Genomic DNA, 17996 nt, shown 5'->3' with positions numbered 1-17996 from the left:
ACCGACATGGCGCCGCGACCAGCGGAGCAGCAAGCGTCACCGTCCTGAGGGTTCTTTCAGGGAATTCCCATGGTCGGCGCGTACGCCCTCGCGGGGCAAAAGCCTTGAATTGCATCAACGAAGACTCCGCTCCTCGTCAAATGCACATCCTCTTTTCAGGCCCAGCTTCTTGAAGACGAGCGCAGCAGGGCAGAATCCGGTGAACGCCGCCTGCAACATGTTGAGACCGGCGAACGCGGTAAGCAGAAGCCAGTATGAGCTCACATATACGCCAAGCGCCAGGCTCAGCAGAACCACGATGCCTGCGAAGGCCAGCACGGCACGATCCAGATTCATGATGCATCTCCTTGTTTAGATTGGCTTTGGCCTTGTCACGCCGCATGCGCTCCCGCGAGGCTCGATCGCGTCCAGGATACGATCCGATGCACATCCATCACGCCCGAGCTGCGCGCCACGACCTTGCCGTCCTTCATGAGCAGGAGAGTCGGGATCGAACGGATTCCAAGCCGGGCCGACACTGACGGCGCCCTGTCGGAGTTGAGCTTGAGCAGACGCACATCCGGCTCGAGGATTCGCGCCGCCTCGGCGAACATCGGCGCCATCGCACGGCATGGTCCGCACCAGGGAGCCCACACGTCGACCAATACCGGGATGTCGTTGCGCGACACATGGCGCTCGAACCCTGTCTCGTCAGCCTCGAGGGGAAGACCCGAAAACAGCGGCTCGCGACAGGCGCCGCAACGGGCCCCGGCTGCGGACCGATCGTCGGCGACGCGATTGACCTTGCCGCACATGCCGCAGACGATATGACGGCCGCCATTCATGCCGGCTCCTTGACTTCCTTGATCTTCTGAATGTCGAGCTTCTCGAGCAGCAGGCGCTCGTAGAATGGCTCGCTTTCACCCTTGCGGATCTTGTGAAGAAAATACTTTTCGAAAGCCACCTTCGCGTAGTGGACCCATTCGCCCTTTGACGACCAGTTGACATTGCGCGGCGGGATCTGCGGCTGGGCGAGAAAAGCGACACCGCTGTCGCCGAAATCGGCGAGGCAGACGGCGTTCCATGTCGGCTGCGCCTTCGCCTCCCTGCCCTTCAGCAATGCTCCGATATTCAATGCGCTCGCCGTCACCATCGACTCGATCATGAAGCCGGTCTTGGGCACGCCGACCGGCACGGGCGTCGGGCCCACCGGCGGGATCGCGATGCATACGCCGATGGCGAAGACGTTCGGGAAGGCCGGGTTGCGCTGATACTTGTCGACCAGGATGAAGCCGCGCGGATTGGTCAGGCCTTCTATGCCGCGCACCGCCGGAACGCCCCGGAACGCCGGGAGCATCATGGAAAAGGCGAAGGGAAGCTCATGGCTCTTGCGAACCGCGCCGGCTTCGTCGAGCTCCTCCACGTCCATCTTGCCCGCTTCGACGGTCTTCACGCGCGCATTGGTGATCCATTTGATGTGGCGCTCGCGCATTTCACTCTCGAGGAGTCCTTTTGTGTCGCCGACGCCGTCGAGGCCGAGATGGCCGATATAGGGCTCCGAGGTGACAAAGGTCATGGGAACGCGATCCCGGATCCGGCGCCGGCGCAGCTCGGTCTCGAGAATGAACAGGAATTCATAGGCAGGCCCGAAACACGAGGCGCCCTGCACCGCGCCGACGATGATCGGTCCCGGCCTCTCGACAAACCGGTCGAAGGCCGCCTTCGCCTCCACCGCGTGGTCGATATGGCAGATCGATTGTGTATGGCCCCTGGGGCCGAGCCCCGGAATCTCGTCGAAAGCAAGATCCGGTCCGGTGGCGATCACCAGATAGTCGTAGCTGATCGAAGAATCGTCGGCCAACTCGATCCGGTTCTCGCCCGGATGCACTTTCCTGACGCCTTGCGTCATGAGGCGGATGTCCTTCCGGCGCATCACCTTCTCGAGATCGATCTCGATCGCTTCGCGCTGGCGCCAGCCGATCGCCACCCACGGATTGGAGGGCACGAAGTGATATGTCGGCCCCTGCGAGACGAGTGTGATGCGATCTCCCGCCATAAGCTGAGGCACCAGTTCATAGGCCATGAGCGTCCCGCTGAGGCCCGCTCCCATCACCACGATCTCTGCCATGTCGTCGGCTCCTTGCCGGCGCCCGCTCGGCGGCGCCTGTTGCTTGACAATATATTCAATAATGCGTATATATGCAAGTATGAGAATTGATATCCGGATGATGAACAAGGCTGCCGACCAGGCGAGTGAGCTTTTGAAGTCTCTGGCCAATCGCCACCGGCTGCTCATCGTCTGCCAGCTGATCGATCGGGAGCGCTCGGTCGGCGAGATCGCCGCATTTCTGGGCATCAGGGATTCGACGGTTTCTCAGCATCTCGCCCTTCTCCGCAAGGATGGCCTTGTGACAACCCGCAGGGATGGCCAGACCATCTGGTATTCATTGAGCAGCGAAGCTGCCCGCAGCGTGCTCAAGGCGGTCTACCGCGCCTTCTGCACGAATTAGAAAAGGCTAGCGAAGGCAACCGGACAGGACATTGATCAGGATCAATGAGTCCTCGCCCCGGGAAATGAAGAAAGAGGCCGCCATGCCGCGGCCGGAGAGGAACCGAGATGCGTATTTTCATCATTGCGGGCCTGCTGGCCCTCGCGCTTGCGCAAGCCGCGGTCGCGGCGACGGTCCTGAAGGTGATGCCGACGCCTGTTGCCGATGAAAAGGCGGTGTTTGCAACCGTGGAAAGCCTCAATGTCGTGCCGGCCCGGGCCCGCATCGGCGGTACGCTGGCGGGATTGACGGCCAGGGAAGGCGACCATGTCGAACAGGGACAGATCATCGCCAGGATCGGCGATGAAAAGCTGGTCCTGCAGATGAAATCGCTCGATGCGCAGATTGCCGGGCTCGAGGCTCAGCGAGCCCAGGCCGAGACCGACTTCACCCGCATCAAGACGCTCGTCGATCGGGGCACGCTGCCGCGCACCCGGCTCGACGAAGCACAGACCTCGCTCAGGGTCGCCGAGAACGCCCTTCAGTCGCGGACCGCCGAGCGCCTGGTGATCGGCCAGCAGCTGAGTGAGGGAGATGTGTTCTCCCCTGCGGCCGGACGCATTCTCAAGGTGCCGCTGACGGCCGGAGCGGTCCTCCTGGCGGGTGAGACCGTTGCCACCATTGCCAGGCAGGATTTCGTGCTGCGGTTGAGGGTGCCTGAACGGCATGCCCGCGCCCTCAAGGCCGGCGACATGATCCGCCTCGATGGCAGCGAGATCGGCGAAGCCGGGCCGCGCTTCGGCAAGATCACGCTCGTCTATCCGCAGATCGAGGACGGCCGCGTCATGGCGGATGCCGTCGTCGCGGGGCTCGGCGACTATTTCGTCAGCGAACGGCTTCGCGTGTGGATATCGGGCGGCGAGCGTCTGGCCATCGTCATTCCCGCGAGCTTCGTCACCACCCGCTTCGGCGTCGACTATGTCCGTCTGCGCCAAGGCGAGGCGATGATCGATGTGCCGGTTCAGCGCGGCCGCGACCTGCCGCGGCCCGACATGCCGGACGGCGTCGAAATACTGTCCGGCCTGCGGCCCGGCGATGAGCTGGTGCAGCCGTGACTCTCGGGCTTTCAGGCCGGCTGACGCAAGCCACCATCCGCTCGCCGCTCACTCCGCTTTTTCTGCTGGCGGCCCTGGCGATGGGGCTCATCGCCCTCCTCGTCATTCCGCGCGAGGAGGAACCGCAGATCAGCGTTCCGATGGTCGACATTCGCGTCAAGGCCGACGGCCTCAAGGCGCCCGACGCCGTGGAGCTCGTGACCAGGCCGCTTGAGGCGATCGTCAAGGGCATCGATGGCGTCGAGCACATCTACAGCCAGACGGTCGATGACCGGGTCTCGGTGACGGCGCGCTTTCTCGTCGGCACCAAGGCCGAGGACGCCATTCTGCGCGTCCACGAAAAGATCCGCGCCAACATGGATCGCATTCCCATCGGAATTCCCGAGCCGCTGATCGTCGGCCGCGGCATCAACGATGTCGCCATCGTGGTGCTGACCCTGTCGCCGAAGCCTGCGGCCGCCGGCCGCTGGACCGACAAGGACCTTTATGAGCTCGCCGACAAGCTGCGCTCGGAGCTGGTGAAGGTCGACGATATCGGGCTGACCTACATTTCAGGCGGCAATCCCCAGGAAATCCGCGTCGAGCCCGATCCCGAGAAGCTCGCGCTGTTCGGCGTCACGCTGCAGCAGCTCGTCGCCAAGGTAAGCGATGCCAACCGCTCCTTCCTTGCCGGTGAAGTCCGTGACGCCGGCGCCATGCGCGGCGTCGCGGCCGGCCAGACCTTGTCGGGCATCCCCGACATCGGCCTGCTTCTCATCACGACGCGGGACGGCCGGGCCGTCTATGTGAAGGATGTCGCATCGGTCATCATTGGTCCGAGCCCCCGCGAGACCCGCGTATGGAGCGATGCCCGCGCCGCGGATGGAGCATGGCAGCGCGTGCCCGCTGTAAGCCTGGCGCTGGCCAAGCGCACCGGCGCCAATGCCGTCGTCGTCGCCGACGACATCATCATGCGGCTCGATCTCCTCCGCTCGCGGCTCGTCCCGGACGACGTCGACGTCTCCATCACCCGCAACTATGGCGAGACCGCCAATGACAAGGCCAATGAGCTTCTCTTCCATCTGGGCCTTGCGACCGTCTCGATCGTCGTGCTGATCGCGCTCGCGATCGGCTGGCGGGAAGCTCTCGTGACCCTGGTCGTCATCCCCACCACGATCCTGCTCACCCTCTTTGCCGCCAATCTCATGGGCTACACGATCAACCGGGTGAGCCTGTTTGCGCTGATCTTCGCCATCGGCATCCTCGTCGACGATGCGATCGTGGTCGTGGAGAACATTGCCCGCCACTGGGCGATGCGGGACGGCCGGCCCCGCCTGCAGGCGACCATCGACGCGGTGGCCGAAGTGGGCAACCCGACGATCGTGGCGACACTGACGGTCGTGGCGGCACTCCTGCCGATGCTGTTCGTGTCCGGCCTGATGGGGCCTTACATGGCACCGATCCCCGCCAACGCCTCGGCCGCCATGCTCTTCTCGTTCTTCGTCGCCGTGATCGTGGCGCCCTGGCTGATGCTGAAGCTGGCACCGCGCCGCGCTGCCGGGAGCGATACCGGCCCTGTCCATCATGAAAGTGTGCTCGGACGGGCTTACCGGGGCTTGGCGCGGCCGGTGATCCGGTCGAAGTTCACCGCCTGGGCCTTCCTGCTCGCGACCGGACTTGTGACACTCGCCGCAATGGCGCTTTTCGCAACCACATCGGTGACGGTGAAGCTTCTGCCCTTCGACAACAAGTCGGAGGTCTCGGTGGTCGTCGATCTTCCTGAAGGCGCAAGCCTCGAGGAAACCGAGCGTGTGCTGTTCGGCGCGGCCGACATCGCCCGCAAGCTGCCGGAAGTCCGCTCGATCCAGTCCTATGCCGGCACCGCCGCGCCGTTCAACTTCAACGGGCTTGTGCGGCACTACTATTTGCGCGCATCCCCGGAACTCGGCGAGCTGCAGGTCAACCTGGCCCCGCGCGCCGAGCGCAATCGCGCCAGCCACGATATCGCGCTCGATCTGCGCGAAAATCTCAAGGCCGTCGAAGCCCCCCTCGGCACGAGCATCAAGGTGGTCGAGGTCCCGCCCGGCCCTCCGGTGCTGGCGACCCTGATCGCCGAGATCTACGGGCCCGACGCCGCAACGCGCCGCGCGGTCGCCAACGAGGTCAAGGCGATTTTCGCCTCCGTGCCGTTCATCGTGGATGTCGACGACTCGATCGGCGAGGCCCGACCGCGGCTGAGGCTCTCCATCGACCAGGACCGGCTGGAATTCTTCGGCGTCGAGCAAAGCGATGTCTATGACACGATCGCTTCGCTGTTCGGCGGCACGTCGATCGGCTACTCCCATCGCGGCGAGGACCGCAACCCGATTGAGATCGCCATCAGGCTTCCCAAGAAGAGCCTGTCCTGGAACGCCGCCCTGGCGGCGACACCGGTTCCGGCCAACAGCATCCCCGGCAGCAAGGGCGTGGTCGAGCTCGGCGAGGTCGTCCATGCGGCGGTCGAAGCGGGCTCGCCCACGATCTTCCGGCGTGACGGCCGCTTCAGCGACATGGTGATGGCCGATCTCGCCGGCAGCTTCGAGGCGCCGGTCTACGGCATGCTCGAAGTGGGCCGGCTGATCGATGCGCATGACTGGGGCACGCTGCCCAGGCCCGAGATCAGGCTTCACGGCCAGCCGGCGGACGAATCGAAGACGACGCTGTTGTGGGACGGCGAATGGGAGATCACCTATGTCACCTTCCGCGACATGGGAGTGGCGTTCGCGGTGGCCATTCTCGGAATCTATGTTCTGGTGGTCGCGCAATTTGGCAGCTTCCGGCTGCCGCTCGTCATCCTGACCCCCATCCCGCTCACCCTCATCGGCATCGTTCCGGGCCATTGGCTCTTCGGCGCGCCCTTCACCGCAACGTCGATGATCGGTTTCATTGCGCTTGCCGGCATCATCGTGCGCAATTCGATCCTTCTTGTCGATTTCATCCGCCATGGCGCCGCCGCGGACAGGCCCTTGCGCGAGATACTGCTCGAGGCCGGCGCCGTCCGGTTCAAGCCGATTCTTCTGACCGCGCTGGCGGCGATGATCGGAGCCGCGACGATCCTGCTCGACCCGATCTTTCAGGGCCTGGCGATCTCGCTGCTGTTCGGGCTCGCCTCATCGACGTTGCTGACACCGCTGGTCATACCGGCAATCTATGTCGTGCTTAGAGGAAGCAGGCCCGGATCCCTCGTCCAGAGCTAGCCGTTGAGCGCAAGGAGGCGTTTCTTTCCTTTCATAGGAACTTGCACGAGATCATGCGCATCGCAACCTTCAACGTCCAGAACCTTCGCCTCCGTCACCCTATGGGACATCCGCGCTTCGATGGCGCCCGGGATGGCGACGCAGCCCGGGACAGCGGGTTGCAGGCCGCCGCGCTGGACCTGGCTGACCGCCGCCTGACGGCTGCGGTTCTGGCCCATGCCGATGCCGACGTGATCTGCCTTCAGGAAGTATTCGACCTCGAGGCGCTTGATTTCTTTCACGACCATCTCCTGCGCCACGCGGGCGGGCACGCCTACCCGTATCGCTTCTGCTTTCCCGGCAATGACGGCGGCGGGCGCGATGTTGCGTTGATGAGCAGACTGCCCGTCGATGAGGTGGTCAGCCACGCCGGGCTCACCGCCGCCGACCTCGGTCTTGAAGAGCTTCCCGGCCGCAAGGCCGGCGCACCGGTATTCCGTCGCGATTGCCTGATGGCGCAGATTGGTGATCTGACGATCTTCCTGTGCCACTTCAAGGCCCCCTGGCCGGATGCCCGTGTCACCTGGCCGGTTCGTCGGCGCGAAGCCCTGGCCGTAAGACGATTGATCGAGCGTCGCTTCCCGAACGGCAATAAGGCTTTCTGGCTGGTGCTCGGGGACCTGAACGAACCGGACGAGGGACATGACGGCGAGCCGGCCATCGCTCCGCTTACCCGGGATTTCGCGGTCGATCTGGTCGAACGGCTGCCGGAATCCGAACGATGGACCTATTACGAGCCAGCTTCAGGGGGCTATTTGCGTCTCGACTACCTGCTTGCCGCTCCTGCCTTGGCCGAAAAGTGGCTTGATGCCCGCCCGGATGTGCTGCGCGAGGGCCTGTCCCGGGAGGCCGCGCGCTATCAGGGCCCGCGGCTGCCCGGGGTTGGGCGTCACCGTCCCCGAGCAAGCGACCACGCCGCCCTGGTCGTGGAATTTGCCGGGCTGTGAGTGAGCGCAAGCCTGCCTGCTTGCCCCTCCTCCCCGGTTCGCGAATATGCGAGCCCCGAGGGGACGTGTCAGGGCTGGCTCGCTGAGCTCCCTGCGCGAACAGAAAAAAGGCGCGGGGGGTTTCCCGCGCCTTTCAATCCTGATCTGGCGATAGTCCTTACTCGCCGCTGGCTTCCGCCTGCGGCTGCTCGTCGGCCTGCTTCTTCGACAGGTCCTCGCCGGTCTGCTGGTCGACCTGCTTCATCGACAGGCGCACCTTGCCGCGATTGTCGAAGCCGAGCAGCTTCACCTTCACCGCATCGCCCTCATTGACGACGTCGGTGACCTTGGCGACGCGGCGCGGCGCCAGCTCCGACACATGGACGAGGCCGTCCTTGGCGCCGAAGAAATTCACGAAGGCGCCGAAATCGACGACCTTGACGACCTTGCCGTCATAGATCTCGCCGACTTCCGGCTCCGACACGATCGACTTGATCCACTTCATCGCCGCCTCGATGGCGGGGCCCGAGGACGAGGCGACCTTGACGGTGCCGTCATCGGAAATGTCGATCTTGGCGCCGGTCTTCTCGACGATCTCGCGGATCACCTTGCCGCCGGTGCCGATCACTTCGCGGATCTTGTCGGTCGGGATGGTGATCACCTCGATGCGCGGCGCATGCTCGCCGAGGCCCGGACGCGCCTTCTCCAGCGCCTCCGCCATCTTGCCGAGGATGTGCAGCCTGCCGTCCTTGGCCTGCCACAGCGCCGTCTTCATGATGTCTTCGGTGATGCCGGTGATCTTGATGTCCATCTGCAGCGAGGTCACGCCATTGGCGGTTCCGGCCACCTTGAAGTCCATGTCGCCGAGATGATCCTCATCGCCCAGGATGTCGGAGAGCACCGCGAAGCGCTCGCCTTCCTTGATGAGGCCCATGGCGATGCCGGCCACGGGCGCGCGCAGCGGCACACCCGCATCCATCAGCGACAGCGAGGCGCCGCAGACCGAGGCCATCGACGAGGAACCGTTCGACTCGGTGATCTCCGAGACGACGCGGATCGTATAGGGGAACTGATCGGCCGGCGGCAGCATCGGATGGATGGCGCGCCAGGCGAGCTTGCCATGGCCGATCTCGCGCCGGCCGGCGCCGCCGAGGCGGCCCGTCTCGCCGACCGAGAAGGGCGGGAAGTTGTAATGCAGCATGAAGGTCTCCTTGTAGGTCCCTTCGAGCGAGTCGATATACTGCTCGTCCTCGCCGGTGCCGAGCGTGGTGACCACCAGCGCCTGCGTCTCGCCGCGGGTGAACAGCGCCGAGCCATGGGTGCGCGGCAGCACCGAGGCTTCCGCCACGATCGGCCGCACGGTGACGAGATCGCGCCCGTCGATGCGATGGCCGGTGTCGAGGATGCTGTTGCGCACCACATCCTTCTCGAGATGCTTGAAGGCCTGGCCCACCTTGTTTGGCTCCGGCGCGTCGTCCTTGCCTTCGACGACGAGCGCGGCCAGCACCTTGTCCTTCGCCTTGGCGACGGCTTCCTGGCGGTCTTCCTTCTTGGCGATGGCATAGGCTGAGCGCACATCGGCCTCGGCGATCTGCTTCACCGAGTTGAACAGCGTCTCCTCGTCGGGCGGCGTGAAATCACGCGGCTGGCGGGCCGAGCGCTCGGCCAGGCGGATGATCGCCTCGAGCACCGGCTGGAACTGCGCATGGCCGAACATGACGGCGCCGAGCATCTTCTCTTCCGAGAGCTCCTTGGCTTCCGATTCGACCATCAGCACCGCATCCTGGGTGCCGGCGACGACGAGATCGAGCTCGGAGGTCTTCATCTGCTCGATCGTCGGGTTGAGCACATACTCGCCATCGACGACGCCGACGCGCGCCGCGCCGATCGGGCCCATGAAAGGAATGCCGGAAAGGGTGAGCGCCGCCGAGGAGGCGACCATAGCGACGATGTCGGAGTCGTTCTCGAGATCGTAGGACAGCACGGTCGCGATGACCTGCGTCTCATTGCGGAAGCCTTCGACGAAGAGCGGCCGGATCGGCCGGTCGATGAGGCGCGAGATCAGCGTCTCGCGCTCGGTCGGACGGCCTTCGCGCTTGAAATAACCGCCGGGAATCTTGCCGGCGGCGTAGGTCTTTTCCTGGTAATTGACGGTGAGCGGGAAGAAATCGATCCCGGGCTTCTCCGAGCGGGCGGCGACAGCGGTGGCGAGCACCGTGGTCTCGCCGTAGGTCGCGACGACGGCGCCATCGGCCTGTCTCGCCATGCGGCCGGTCTCGAGGCGCAGCTTCTTGCCGCCCCATTCGATTTCTTCAACATCGATATTGAACATGTGATTTTCCTGATTGCCCTTCGCCGCCGCTTGAAGTGCGTTCACCTACATCGTGGACGGCATCCCCTTTGGGCCTCCTGGCGCCGGCCCTATTGCCGGACGCCGCTTAGGGGATCGCGGGCGGCAGATCGGTGATCCGCCCGCTCATATTAAGCCGCTGGTTTGATCAGCGGCGGATGTCGAGCCGCTTGATCAGCGACTGATAACGGCCTTCATCGACCTTCTTGAGATAGTCAAGCAGACCGCGGCGCTGGCTGACCATCTTGAGGAGGCCGCGGCGCGAGTGATTGTCTTTCTTGTGGGCTTTGAAGTGGTCGGTGAGCGTGTTGATGCGCTCGGTCAGAAGTGCGACCTGCACTTCGGGTGAGCCGGTGTCGCCGGCTTTGGTACCATATTCTTTCACGAGCGCGGTCTTGCGCTCTGCAGTCATTGTCATTCGGTCATCTCCAAATGGGTTACAGGTTGAACAGACGCTTCGGCTTGAGCGAGCCCTTCTCGATAGAGCAGATCCCCAGGGGTCTTTGACCCCACATGACGAGGACCGCATCTTGTGCGATGGGAGCGCTTGCGCCTCTGAGCAGAACCGATTGGCCCTGTCTCAGGCGTTGGGCCTCCGCGTCCTTCACGGCCAGTGCCGGGATGCCGTCCAGCACGGTCTCGATGGGGCGGAGAACCCCTTCCATGGCGTTGTCGCCGGGCGCCTTATGGCCCAGTTCCTCAAGCTTTTCCAGCGAAATCATATCATTTTCGCCAAAAGGCCCGACGGCAACCCGCCGCAGCCGGGCCACATGGCCAACCGTGCCCAGCGCCAGGGCCATATCCCGGGCGAGCGAGCGGATATAGGTCCCCTTGCCGCAGGTGACCGAAAACGCACAATGATCGGCGTCGGGCCGGGCAATGACCTCGATTTTCTCGATCCTGACCGTCCGGGCCGCCAGTTCCACCTCCTCGCCGGCCCGGGCGAGATCATAGGCACGCTCGCCCGCCACCTTGATGGCCGAGAATTTCGGCGGGGTTTGCTCAATATCACCTTCGAACCGAGATAGTATCGACTCGATGTCAGAATCGCTCGGACGATGATCGGAGACGGCGCAAATATCGCCTTCCCGATCGTCGGTGCTGCGCGCCTCGCCCCATCTGACCACCACCTGATAGGTTTTCTGGCCGTCCATGGCCCAGGAGACGGTCTTGGTGGCTTCGCCCAGCGCGATCGGCAGCAGGCCGGAAGCCAGCGGATCGAGTGTGCCCCCATGCCCGGCCTTTTTGGCGTTGAACAGCCGCTTCACCCTGGCCAGCGCCTGGGTCGAGCCCAGGCCCTCCGGCTTGTCGAGCGCGATCCAGCCGTGGATATCCTGTTTGGTCTTCACTTCTTCTCAGCGAGATCGCGCGCCACCGCCGGATCCTTGAGGATCCTGTCGATCTTGTCGGCATAATCCGCCGCGGTATCGATCCGAAACCTTAATTCGGGCATGAACTTCATGTCGATGCGCGGCGCCAACAATCCGCGAATATAGCGGGCATGGCCGGCAAGGACCTTTACAGCCTGATCATTATGGCCATCGAGAAGCGGGCGGACGAAGATGGTGGCGATGCGCAGGTCGGGCGACATGGAAACTTCATGCACCCCCACCTTGAGCCGGTCGAGTTCGGGATCGCCTACCTCGCCGCGCAAGAGGATGTCGGCCAGGGCATGGCGGATCAGCTCGCCGGCGCGGAGCTGGCGTTGGGATGGAGCGGATGAGGAATGCTTATTTTTCACGATCGACCAACCAGAGCGAAATCCTTGACCTGTTGCGAGATCAGATGCCGAAGACGCACGACATCCCCCGCATCCGCAAAAGCCCTCTTGGGGATGATCAATGCCTGCAACCGGGTCAGGAAGAGAAAGAAATGTGCTCGCGTCTCCTCACCACGCTCTATGGAACGCCAGGACATGGTGACGGTGACCTCTCCATCGTCCGTGCGGATATTGCGCTCCTCCGCGATCAGGCGGACATCCGATAGCTTGTAGGTTGCTTTCATCCGTTTGCGCACGAGGTACCGCCTCACAAACGGGAAAGCAGGGACAAGAACGAGCCCAAAAAGAACACTACCGATCAAGTCAACCACGAGATCCTTGAAATCGAACAACGCAAAAAAGAAGAGCAGAGCCGGGATGATCAACCACGCAATCCAGTCAATGACCCAGCCCCGCAGATTAAACAGCAAACGAGCCCGCCGGTTGAGCGCCAGAAAATCATCTTCATTCAACCGATAGCGGACCTCGATAGGGTGGCCTGAATCAGCCGCATCCATGGCGACCTAACATCCCTCAATCCAGCGTCCGCTGCACCTTCTCGACCCGGAAGCATTCGATGACGTCCTTGGCCCGCATGTCCTGGTAGCCCTCGAAGGCCATGCCGCATTCCTGGCCGACCTGCACTTCCTTGACTTCGTCCTTGAAGCGCTTGAGCGTCGACAGCGTGCCTTCGTGGATGACCACGTTGTCGCGGATGAGACGGACCTTGGCGCCGCGCTGCACCGAGCCTTCGGTGACACGGCAGCCGGCGACCTTGCCGACCTTGGTGATGTTGAAGATCTCGAGAATCTCCGCATTACCGAGGAAGGTTTCGCGCAAGGTGGGTGCCAGGAGGCCCGACATCGCCTTTTTGATGTCGTCAACGAGGTCGTAGATGATGTTGTAATAGCGGATCTCGATGCCGTCGCGCTCGGCCGCATCGCGGGCCTGGCCGTTGGCGCGGACATTGAAGCCGAGGATGACGGCGCCCGAGGCCGCCGCCAGCTGCACATCCGATTCGCTGATGCCGCCGACGCCATAATGCATGACGCGGGCGCCGATCTCGTCATTGCCGATCTTTTCCAGGGCCTGGACGATCGCTTCGGCCGAGCCCTGCACGTCAGCCTTGACCAGGACATGGAAGTCCTTGCGGGCACCTTCCTTGAGCTGGCTCATCATCTGCTCGAGCGACGCACGGCCGGAGGCCACGCCGCGCGAATCGCGCCGCTTGCGCTCACGGTAATCGGTGATCTCGCGCGCCCGGGCTTCGTTCTCGACGACCACGAACTGATCGCCCGCTTCCGGCGCCGCACCCAGGCCCAGCACTTCGACGGGAACCGAGGGACCGGCTTCCTTGACGTGCTCGCCCTTGTCGTTGATGAGCGCGCGCACGCGCCCCCAGGCGGAGCCGGCGACGAAGATGTCGCCCAGATGCAAGGTGCCGCGCTGCACCAGCACGGTCGCGACCGGGCCGCGGCCGCGGTCGAGCTGGGCCTCGACGACGATGCCCGAGCCTTCGCGGTCCGGATTGGCCTTGAGATCGAGCACTTCGGCCTGCAGCAGGATCGTATCGAGCAGCTTGTCGAGATTGGTGCCTTTCAGCGCCGACACCTCGATTTCGAGCACATCGCCGCCCATGCTTTCCACCACGATCTCGTGCTGGAGAAGGCCGGTACGCACCCGGTTGGGATTGGCCTGCGGCTTGTCGATCTTGTTGATCGCCACGATGATCGGCACTTCGGCGGCGCGCGCATGATTGATCGCTTCCGCCGTCTGCGGCATGACGCCGTCATCGGCGGCGACCACCAGGACGACGATATCCGTCGCCTTGGCGCCGCGGGCGCGCATCGAGGTGAAGGCTTCATGGCCCGGCGTATCGATGAAGGTGACGAGGCCGTTCTTGGTCTCGACCTGATAGGCACCGATATGCTGGGTGATGCCACCGGCTTCACCGGCGACGACATTGGTCTTGCGGATGGCGTCGAGCAGCGACGTCTTGCCGTGATCGACATGGCCCATGATGGTGACGACGGGGGCGCGCGGTTTCAGCGTATCCGCGGCATCGGTGTCGCCGGCCAGGCCCTCGACGACGTCAGCCTCGGCGACGCGGCGCACCCGGTGGCCCATTTCCTCGGTGATGATCTGGGCCGTGTCGGCATCGATCACGTCGTTGATCGTATGCATCTGGCCCTGCTTCATCAGGAGCTTGATCAGGTCGACGGCGCGCTCCGACATGCGGTTCGCCAGTTCCTGGATGGTGATCGCCTCGGGGATGGTGACGTCGCGCACCATCTTCTCGGTCGGCATCTGGAAGCCCTGCGCCTGCTTCTTCTGGCGCTCGGTGCGGCGGCGGAAGGCGGCGATCGAGCGGGCACGATCGTCGTTCTCATCGAGCGCATTGGCCAGCGTGAGCTTGCCGCGACGCTTTTCGGCTTCGCCCTTGGTGCGGGCCGGCGCCGGCACCTTCACTTCGCGCTTCACTCCCGGCCGCGCCTTGGCCTTTGCCTCTTCTTCCTCGGCGGTCTGAACGGGACGTTGCGCCGGCAGCTTCTTGGCTGCCTCTTCGGCCTTCTTGCGGCCTTCTTCCTCGGAGCGATGGCGCGCATCATCGTCGGCCTTGCGGCGATCGGCGGCTTCGCGCTCCTTGCGGTCGCGCTCTTCCTGCTCGCGGCGGCGCAGCGATTCGGCTTCCTGGCGCTTGCGCTCCTCGGCCTCGCGGACGCGCGCATCGGCAAGGGCGCGATCACGCGCTTCCTTCTCTTCCGGCGTCAGGGTACGCAGCACGACGCCCGAAGAGCGCTGCTGCTCGTTGACGCGCGGACGTTCCGTCTGCGCGACACGCGGCTGCGCCTGGAACTGCTGCTTTGCCTCCGATGCCGGACGCTCGTCTTCCTTGCCTCCGGGTCCGCCCGGACGCTTGCGGCGCGTCTCGACCACCACGGTCTTGGTGCGGCCATGGGAGAAATTCTGCTTCACCCGGCTCTGCTCGACCGGGCGGCGCATGCTCAAGGGCGCGCGTCCGGTTCCACCGGCGCCACCAAGCTTGCGATCATTCGTATCGTTCGTATCCGTCATTCGTCCTGCCAGTTTCGGTCGGCTTTAGAGCCTTTCCCGCTCGGGTCAAGTCGACCCCAGCGGGAAAGGCTCGATTTACTTTATCCGGAGCGCTTACTTATCGCCAAAGTCGAGCAACTTTGGCGGAAAGCGCTCTAGGCTTCATAGGCTTCCGCGCGACGCGTGGCTTGCAGGAGCTTTTCAGCAAGCCCCCCTCTGGCCACGGCCGCATGTATCACATTTGTCCGGCCGAACGCCAAATCCAATTCGCTCGAAGTGAAGAAACCCAAGGTCTCTACACCTGGCCCCGAAAGGTTGTCGATCTTCTGCCGGCCGTTTTGGGCTGCTTCTCGCGCATGAATGACAAGCCGCGCCCGCCCGGCTGCCACCATTTCCTCGACCTTAGCGTTTCCGGCGACCGCCTCGCCAGCCTTTTTTGCAAGCGATATATAAGAAACCGCCGCCTTGCGCAGTAGCCCCCCGACCTGATCGGGAAGATCGGGCCCGGCCGCGCTGGTTTCGCCCAATCCGCGGCTGAAGGCCTGGCGCCTGACCGCCTCGGCCACCCGCGACCTGGACAGGCTGACCCACACCCCCCGGCCCGGCAACTTCCGGTTGAGGTCCGGGACCACGGCACCTTCGGGACCACGCACGAAGCGAATGAGCTGCGCCTCATCGCGCACCTCACGGGTCACGATGCACATGCGCTCCGCCACATTCTCCTCGGCCGCGGCTTGCTTCAAGCGTCCTGCGCCTCCACGCCCGCCTCTTCGGCGGTTTCCTCAGCTGCTTCTTCGGCCGGCTTCTCGATCCAGCCGGCCTTGACGCGCGCCGCCATGATGATGGCCTCGGCCTCCGCCGCCGATACGTCGAGATCGGAAAAAGCGCCCTTGTGCTTGACGGTCTCGCCCTGCTTGCGCTCGGTCCAGCCGATGAGATCGTCGGTGGCGCAGCCGGCCAGGTCTTCCACCGTCTTCACCTCGGCCTCGCCCAGCGCCACCATCATCGGCAAGGTCACGCCCTCGACCTCGGCGACATCGTCGGCGACGCCCAGCTCCTTGCGCCGCGCATCCTGCTCGGCGGTGATCTTGTCGAGATAGTCGCGGGCGCGCGTCTGCAGCTCCTGCGCGGTCTGCTCATCGAGGCCCTCGAGGCTCGAAATCTCCTGCGCATCGGCATAGGCGATTTCCTCGACCGTCGCGAAGCCTTCCGACGCCAGGAGCTGGGCCAGGATCTCGTCGACATCGAGCGTTTCGACGAAGCGCTGGGTGCGCTCGGCGAATTCCTTCTGGCGGCGCTCCGATTCCTCGGCCTCGGTCATGATGTCGATATCCCAGCCGGTGAGCTGCGAGGCGAGGCGCACATTCTGGCCGCGCCGGCCGATGGCGAGCGACAGCTGCTCGTCCGGCACCACGACCTCGATGCGCTCGGCCTCTTCGTCGAGCACGACCTTCGCCACCTCGGCGGGGGCCAGCGCATTGACGACGAAATTGGCGACATCGGCCGACCACGGGATGATGTCGATCTTCTCGCCCTGGAGCTCGTTGACCACCGCCTGGACGCGGCTGCCGCGCATGCCGACGCAGGCGCCGACCGGATCGATCGAGCCGTCCTTCGAGCGCACCGCGATCTTGGCGCGCGAGCCCGGATCACGCGCCACCGAGACCACCTCGACGACGCCGTCATAGATTTCCGGCACTTCCTGGCCGAACAGGCGCGACATGAACTCAGGATGCGTACGTGACAAAAAGATCTGCGGGCCGCGCTGCTCGCGGCGCACGTCATAGACATAGGCGCGGATGCGGTCGCCGGGCCGGAAAGTCTCGCGCGGCAGCGTCTCGTCGCGCCGCACGATCGCTTCGCCGCGGCCCAGATCGACGATCACATTGCCGTATTCGACGCGCTTCACCGAGCCATGCACGATCTCGCCGATGCGGTCCTTGTATTCGTCATACATGCGCTCGCGCTCGGCATCGCGCACCTTCTGCACGATCACCTGCTTGGCGTTGGTGGCGGCGATGCGGCCGAACTCGATCGGCGGCAGCGGATCGGCGATCGAATCACCAAGGGTCGCCGCCGGGTTGCGGCGCTGCGCCTCGGCGAGGCTGATCTCGGTCGCCTCGTTCTCGACCTTCTCGACGACGAGCAGCAGCCGGTTGAGCCGCGTCTCGCCGGTCTTGGGATCGATCTCGGCCGCGATGTTGTTCTCGGCGCCATAGCGCGATTTCGCGGCGCGCTGGATCGCTTCCGCCATGGCGGCGAGGACCACCGATTTGTCGATCGATTTCTCGCGCGCGACCGCATCGGCGATCTGTAGAAGTTCGAGCCTGTTGGCGCTTACGGCGGCTTCGGCCATGTCACTGTCTCCTGTCGTCCAAATCAGTTGTCTCTTCGCTCTCGTCGTCGCCCTCGGTCCACTCGCTGCCATCCGTCATGGCGGGGCCGGCGCGGCGGGTCTTCGCGGCTTCGATGAGGCTATCGGTCAGCACGAGCTTGGCTTCGTCGATATCGGCGAAGGTGAGCCCGATCAGAAGCTTTTCCGGCCCGCCTTCCGGATTGTCGATGAAAAGGCGCACCTCGCCATCGGCATAGCCTTCGAGAAGCCCACGGAACCTTTTGCGCCCGGCCTGCGGGATGGCCATCTCGATCTTGGCCTCATGTCCGGCCCAGCGCTCGAAATCCTCAGCGCGCACCAGCGGGCGGTCGATGCCGGGCGAGGACATTTCGAGGAAATAGCGGCTCGAAATGACGTCCTCGATATCGAGCAACGGCGAAATGGCCCGGCTCGCCTGCTCGCAGTCATCGATGGTGAAGGAGCCGTCCGGCCGTTCCGCCATGATCTGCAAGGTCGAGCCGCTCATCTTGACGCGCACCAGCCGGAAGCCCATGCCGTCCAGCACGGGCTCGACCACTTTGGCGACCCTGAGAGCGGGTCCTGTTTCACGCGTCAGTCGTTGATCGGTCATTTCAGGTAATAAAAATGGCGGGCCCCGGCTGGGACCCACCCTCATAACTCTAGCTATGTGAGTGAACCTAAGTTGACCTCATATAGGCCCGGAATGCCTAAAAG

The 17996-nt window shown here is 64.1% G+C and carries 16 protein-coding genes; 4 read left to right on the top strand and 12 right to left on the bottom strand.

Annotated features, from left to right (window positions below; all coding sequences use genetic code 11):
* Nucleotides 1–114: 114 nt before the first annotated feature.
* The 3 genes from DT068_RS02805 to DT068_RS02795 are packed head-to-tail and all read right to left on the bottom strand — an operon-like array spanning nt 115 to nt 2107.
* Nucleotides 115–336: a YgaP family membrane protein gene (locus DT068_RS02805; protein WP_119388231.1), complete on the bottom strand. Its 222-nt coding sequence runs from the start codon at nt 334–336 to the stop codon at nt 115–117.
* 35 nt (nt 337–371) lie between these two features.
* Entirely contained in the window at nt 372–824 is a 453-nt protein-coding gene (trxC, locus tag DT068_RS02800; RefSeq protein WP_119388230.1) for a thioredoxin TrxC, read from the bottom strand.
* On the bottom strand, nt 821–2107 hold the full coding sequence (locus DT068_RS02795; protein ID WP_119388229.1) for an NAD(P)/FAD-dependent oxidoreductase: 1287 nt from the start codon (nt 2105–2107) through the stop codon (nt 821–823). The genes trxC and DT068_RS02795 overlap by 4 nt, the downstream gene beginning before the upstream one ends.
* A gap of 100 nt (nt 2108–2207) precedes the next feature.
* Here DT068_RS02795 and DT068_RS02790 point away from each other — a divergent pair, with 100 nt between their 5' ends.
* The 4 genes from DT068_RS02790 to DT068_RS02775 all read left to right on the top strand — a co-directional run bounded on the left by DT068_RS02790 (nt 2208) and on the right by DT068_RS02775 (nt 7784).
* Nucleotides 2208–2489 carry an ArsR/SmtB family transcription factor gene (locus tag DT068_RS02790; protein WP_119388314.1) on the top strand — a complete coding sequence of 94 codons (282 nt, stop codon included), beginning with the start codon at nt 2208–2210 and terminating at the stop codon, nt 2487–2489.
* Between the two features lie 107 nt (nt 2490–2596).
* Nucleotides 2597–3583, top strand: a complete 987-nt coding sequence (locus tag DT068_RS02785) for an efflux RND transporter periplasmic adaptor subunit (RefSeq protein WP_119388228.1) — start codon at nt 2597–2599, stop codon at nt 3581–3583.
* Nucleotides 3580–6798, top strand: coding sequence for an efflux RND transporter permease subunit (locus tag DT068_RS02780; protein ID WP_119388227.1), 3219 nt, complete (start codon nt 3580–3582; stop codon nt 6796–6798). The genes DT068_RS02785 and DT068_RS02780 overlap by 4 nt, the downstream gene beginning before the upstream one ends.
* 53 nt (nt 6799–6851) lie before the next feature.
* Complete coding sequence (locus DT068_RS02775) at nt 6852–7784, top strand: endonuclease/exonuclease/phosphatase family protein (protein ID WP_119388313.1); 933 nt, start codon at nt 6852–6854, stop codon at nt 7782–7784.
* A 157-nt stretch (nt 7785–7941) separates the two neighbouring features.
* Here the strand turns inward: DT068_RS02775 and pnp are convergent, their stop codons facing one another.
* From pnp to rimP, 9 genes are all read right to left on the bottom strand, one after another.
* Nucleotides 7942–10095: a polyribonucleotide nucleotidyltransferase gene (gene pnp, locus DT068_RS02770; protein WP_119388226.1), complete on the bottom strand. Its 2154-nt coding sequence runs from the start codon at nt 10093–10095 to the stop codon at nt 7942–7944.
* 166 nt (nt 10096–10261) lie between these two features.
* Nucleotides 10262–10531, bottom strand: coding sequence for a 30S ribosomal protein S15 (gene rpsO / locus DT068_RS02765; protein WP_119388225.1), 270 nt, complete (start codon nt 10529–10531; stop codon nt 10262–10264).
* Between the two features lie 19 nt (nt 10532–10550).
* A complete protein-coding gene (gene truB, locus DT068_RS02760) occupies nt 10551–11462 on the bottom strand; it encodes a tRNA pseudouridine(55) synthase TruB (RefSeq protein ID WP_119388224.1) in 912 nt (303 codons plus the stop codon).
* Nucleotides 11459–11854 carry a 30S ribosome-binding factor RbfA gene (gene rbfA / locus DT068_RS02755; protein ID WP_119388223.1) on the bottom strand — a complete coding sequence of 132 codons (396 nt, stop codon included), beginning with the start codon at nt 11852–11854 and terminating at the stop codon, nt 11459–11461. The genes truB and rbfA overlap by 4 nt, the downstream gene beginning before the upstream one ends.
* Nucleotides 11851–12390: a YcxB family protein gene (locus tag DT068_RS02750; protein WP_119388222.1), complete on the bottom strand. Its 540-nt coding sequence runs from the start codon at nt 12388–12390 to the stop codon at nt 11851–11853. Before DT068_RS02750 ends, rbfA begins: the two co-directional genes overlap by 4 nt.
* Before the next feature lie 16 nt (nt 12391–12406).
* A complete protein-coding gene (gene infB, locus DT068_RS02745) occupies nt 12407–14947 on the bottom strand; it encodes a translation initiation factor IF-2 (protein ID WP_119388221.1) in 2541 nt (846 codons plus the stop codon).
* Between the two features lie 134 nt (nt 14948–15081).
* On the bottom strand, nt 15082–15669 hold the full coding sequence (locus DT068_RS02740) for an RNA-binding protein (protein WP_119388220.1): 588 nt from the start codon (nt 15667–15669) through the stop codon (nt 15082–15084).
* The gene (gene nusA / locus DT068_RS02735; RefSeq protein WP_119388219.1) at nt 15666–17282 is read right to left on the bottom strand and encodes a transcription termination factor NusA; all 1617 of its coding nucleotides are present in this window, start codon (nt 17280–17282) and stop codon (nt 15666–15668) included. The genes DT068_RS02740 and nusA overlap by 4 nt, the downstream gene beginning before the upstream one ends.
* A 1-nt stretch (nt 17283) precedes the next feature.
* Entirely contained in the window at nt 17284–17892 is a 609-nt protein-coding gene (gene rimP, locus DT068_RS02730; RefSeq protein ID WP_368904379.1) for a ribosome maturation factor RimP, read from the bottom strand.
* Between the last annotated feature and the right edge of the window lie 104 nt (nt 17893–17996).

The organism is Taklimakanibacter lacteus, assembly GCA_003576695.1.
GTDB lineage: Bacteria > Pseudomonadota > Alphaproteobacteria > Rhizobiales > Aestuariivirgaceae > Taklimakanibacter > Taklimakanibacter lacteus.
Note: the sequence above shows the minus strand (reverse complement) of the source record. Positions and strands in the feature narration are given on the sequence as shown.

Excerpts from the sequence above, each read along its gene's own strand:
- DT068_RS02805 (WP_119388231.1), bottom strand. The coding sequence starts at position 336 with ATGAATCTGGATCGTGCCGTGCTGGCCTTCGCAGGCATCGTGGTTCTG.
- trxC (WP_119388230.1), bottom strand. The coding sequence starts at position 824 with ATGAATGGCGGCCGTCATATCGTCTGCGGCATGTGCGGCAAGGTCAAT.
- DT068_RS02795 (WP_119388229.1), bottom strand. The coding sequence starts at position 2,107 with ATGGCAGAGATCGTGGTGATGGGAGCGGGCCTCAGCGGGACGCTCATG.
- DT068_RS02790 (WP_119388314.1), top strand. The coding sequence starts at position 2,208 with ATGAACAAGGCTGCCGACCAGGCGAGTGAGCTTTTGAAGTCTCTGGCC.
- DT068_RS02785 (WP_119388228.1), top strand. The coding sequence starts at position 2,597 with ATGCGTATTTTCATCATTGCGGGCCTGCTGGCCCTCGCGCTTGCGCAA.
- DT068_RS02775 (WP_119388313.1), top strand. The coding sequence starts at position 6,852 with ATGCGCATCGCAACCTTCAACGTCCAGAACCTTCGCCTCCGTCACCCT.
- pnp (WP_119388226.1), bottom strand. The coding sequence starts at position 10,095 with ATGTTCAATATCGATGTTGAAGAAATCGAATGGGGCGGCAAGAAGCTG.
- rpsO (WP_119388225.1), bottom strand. The coding sequence starts at position 10,531 with ATGACAATGACTGCAGAGCGCAAGACCGCGCTCGTGAAAGAATATGGT.
- DT068_RS02750 (WP_119388222.1), bottom strand. The coding sequence starts at position 12,390 with ATGGATGCGGCTGATTCAGGCCACCCTATCGAGGTCCGCTATCGGTTG.
- infB (WP_119388221.1), bottom strand. The coding sequence starts at position 14,947 with ATGACGGATACGAACGATACGAATGATCGCAAGCTTGGTGGCGCCGGT.
- nusA (WP_119388219.1), bottom strand. The coding sequence starts at position 17,282 with ATGGCCGAAGCCGCCGTAAGCGCCAACAGGCTCGAACTTCTACAGATC.
- rimP (WP_368904379.1), bottom strand. The coding sequence starts at position 17,892 with ATGACCGATCAACGACTGACGCGTGAAACAGGACCCGCTCTCAGGGTC.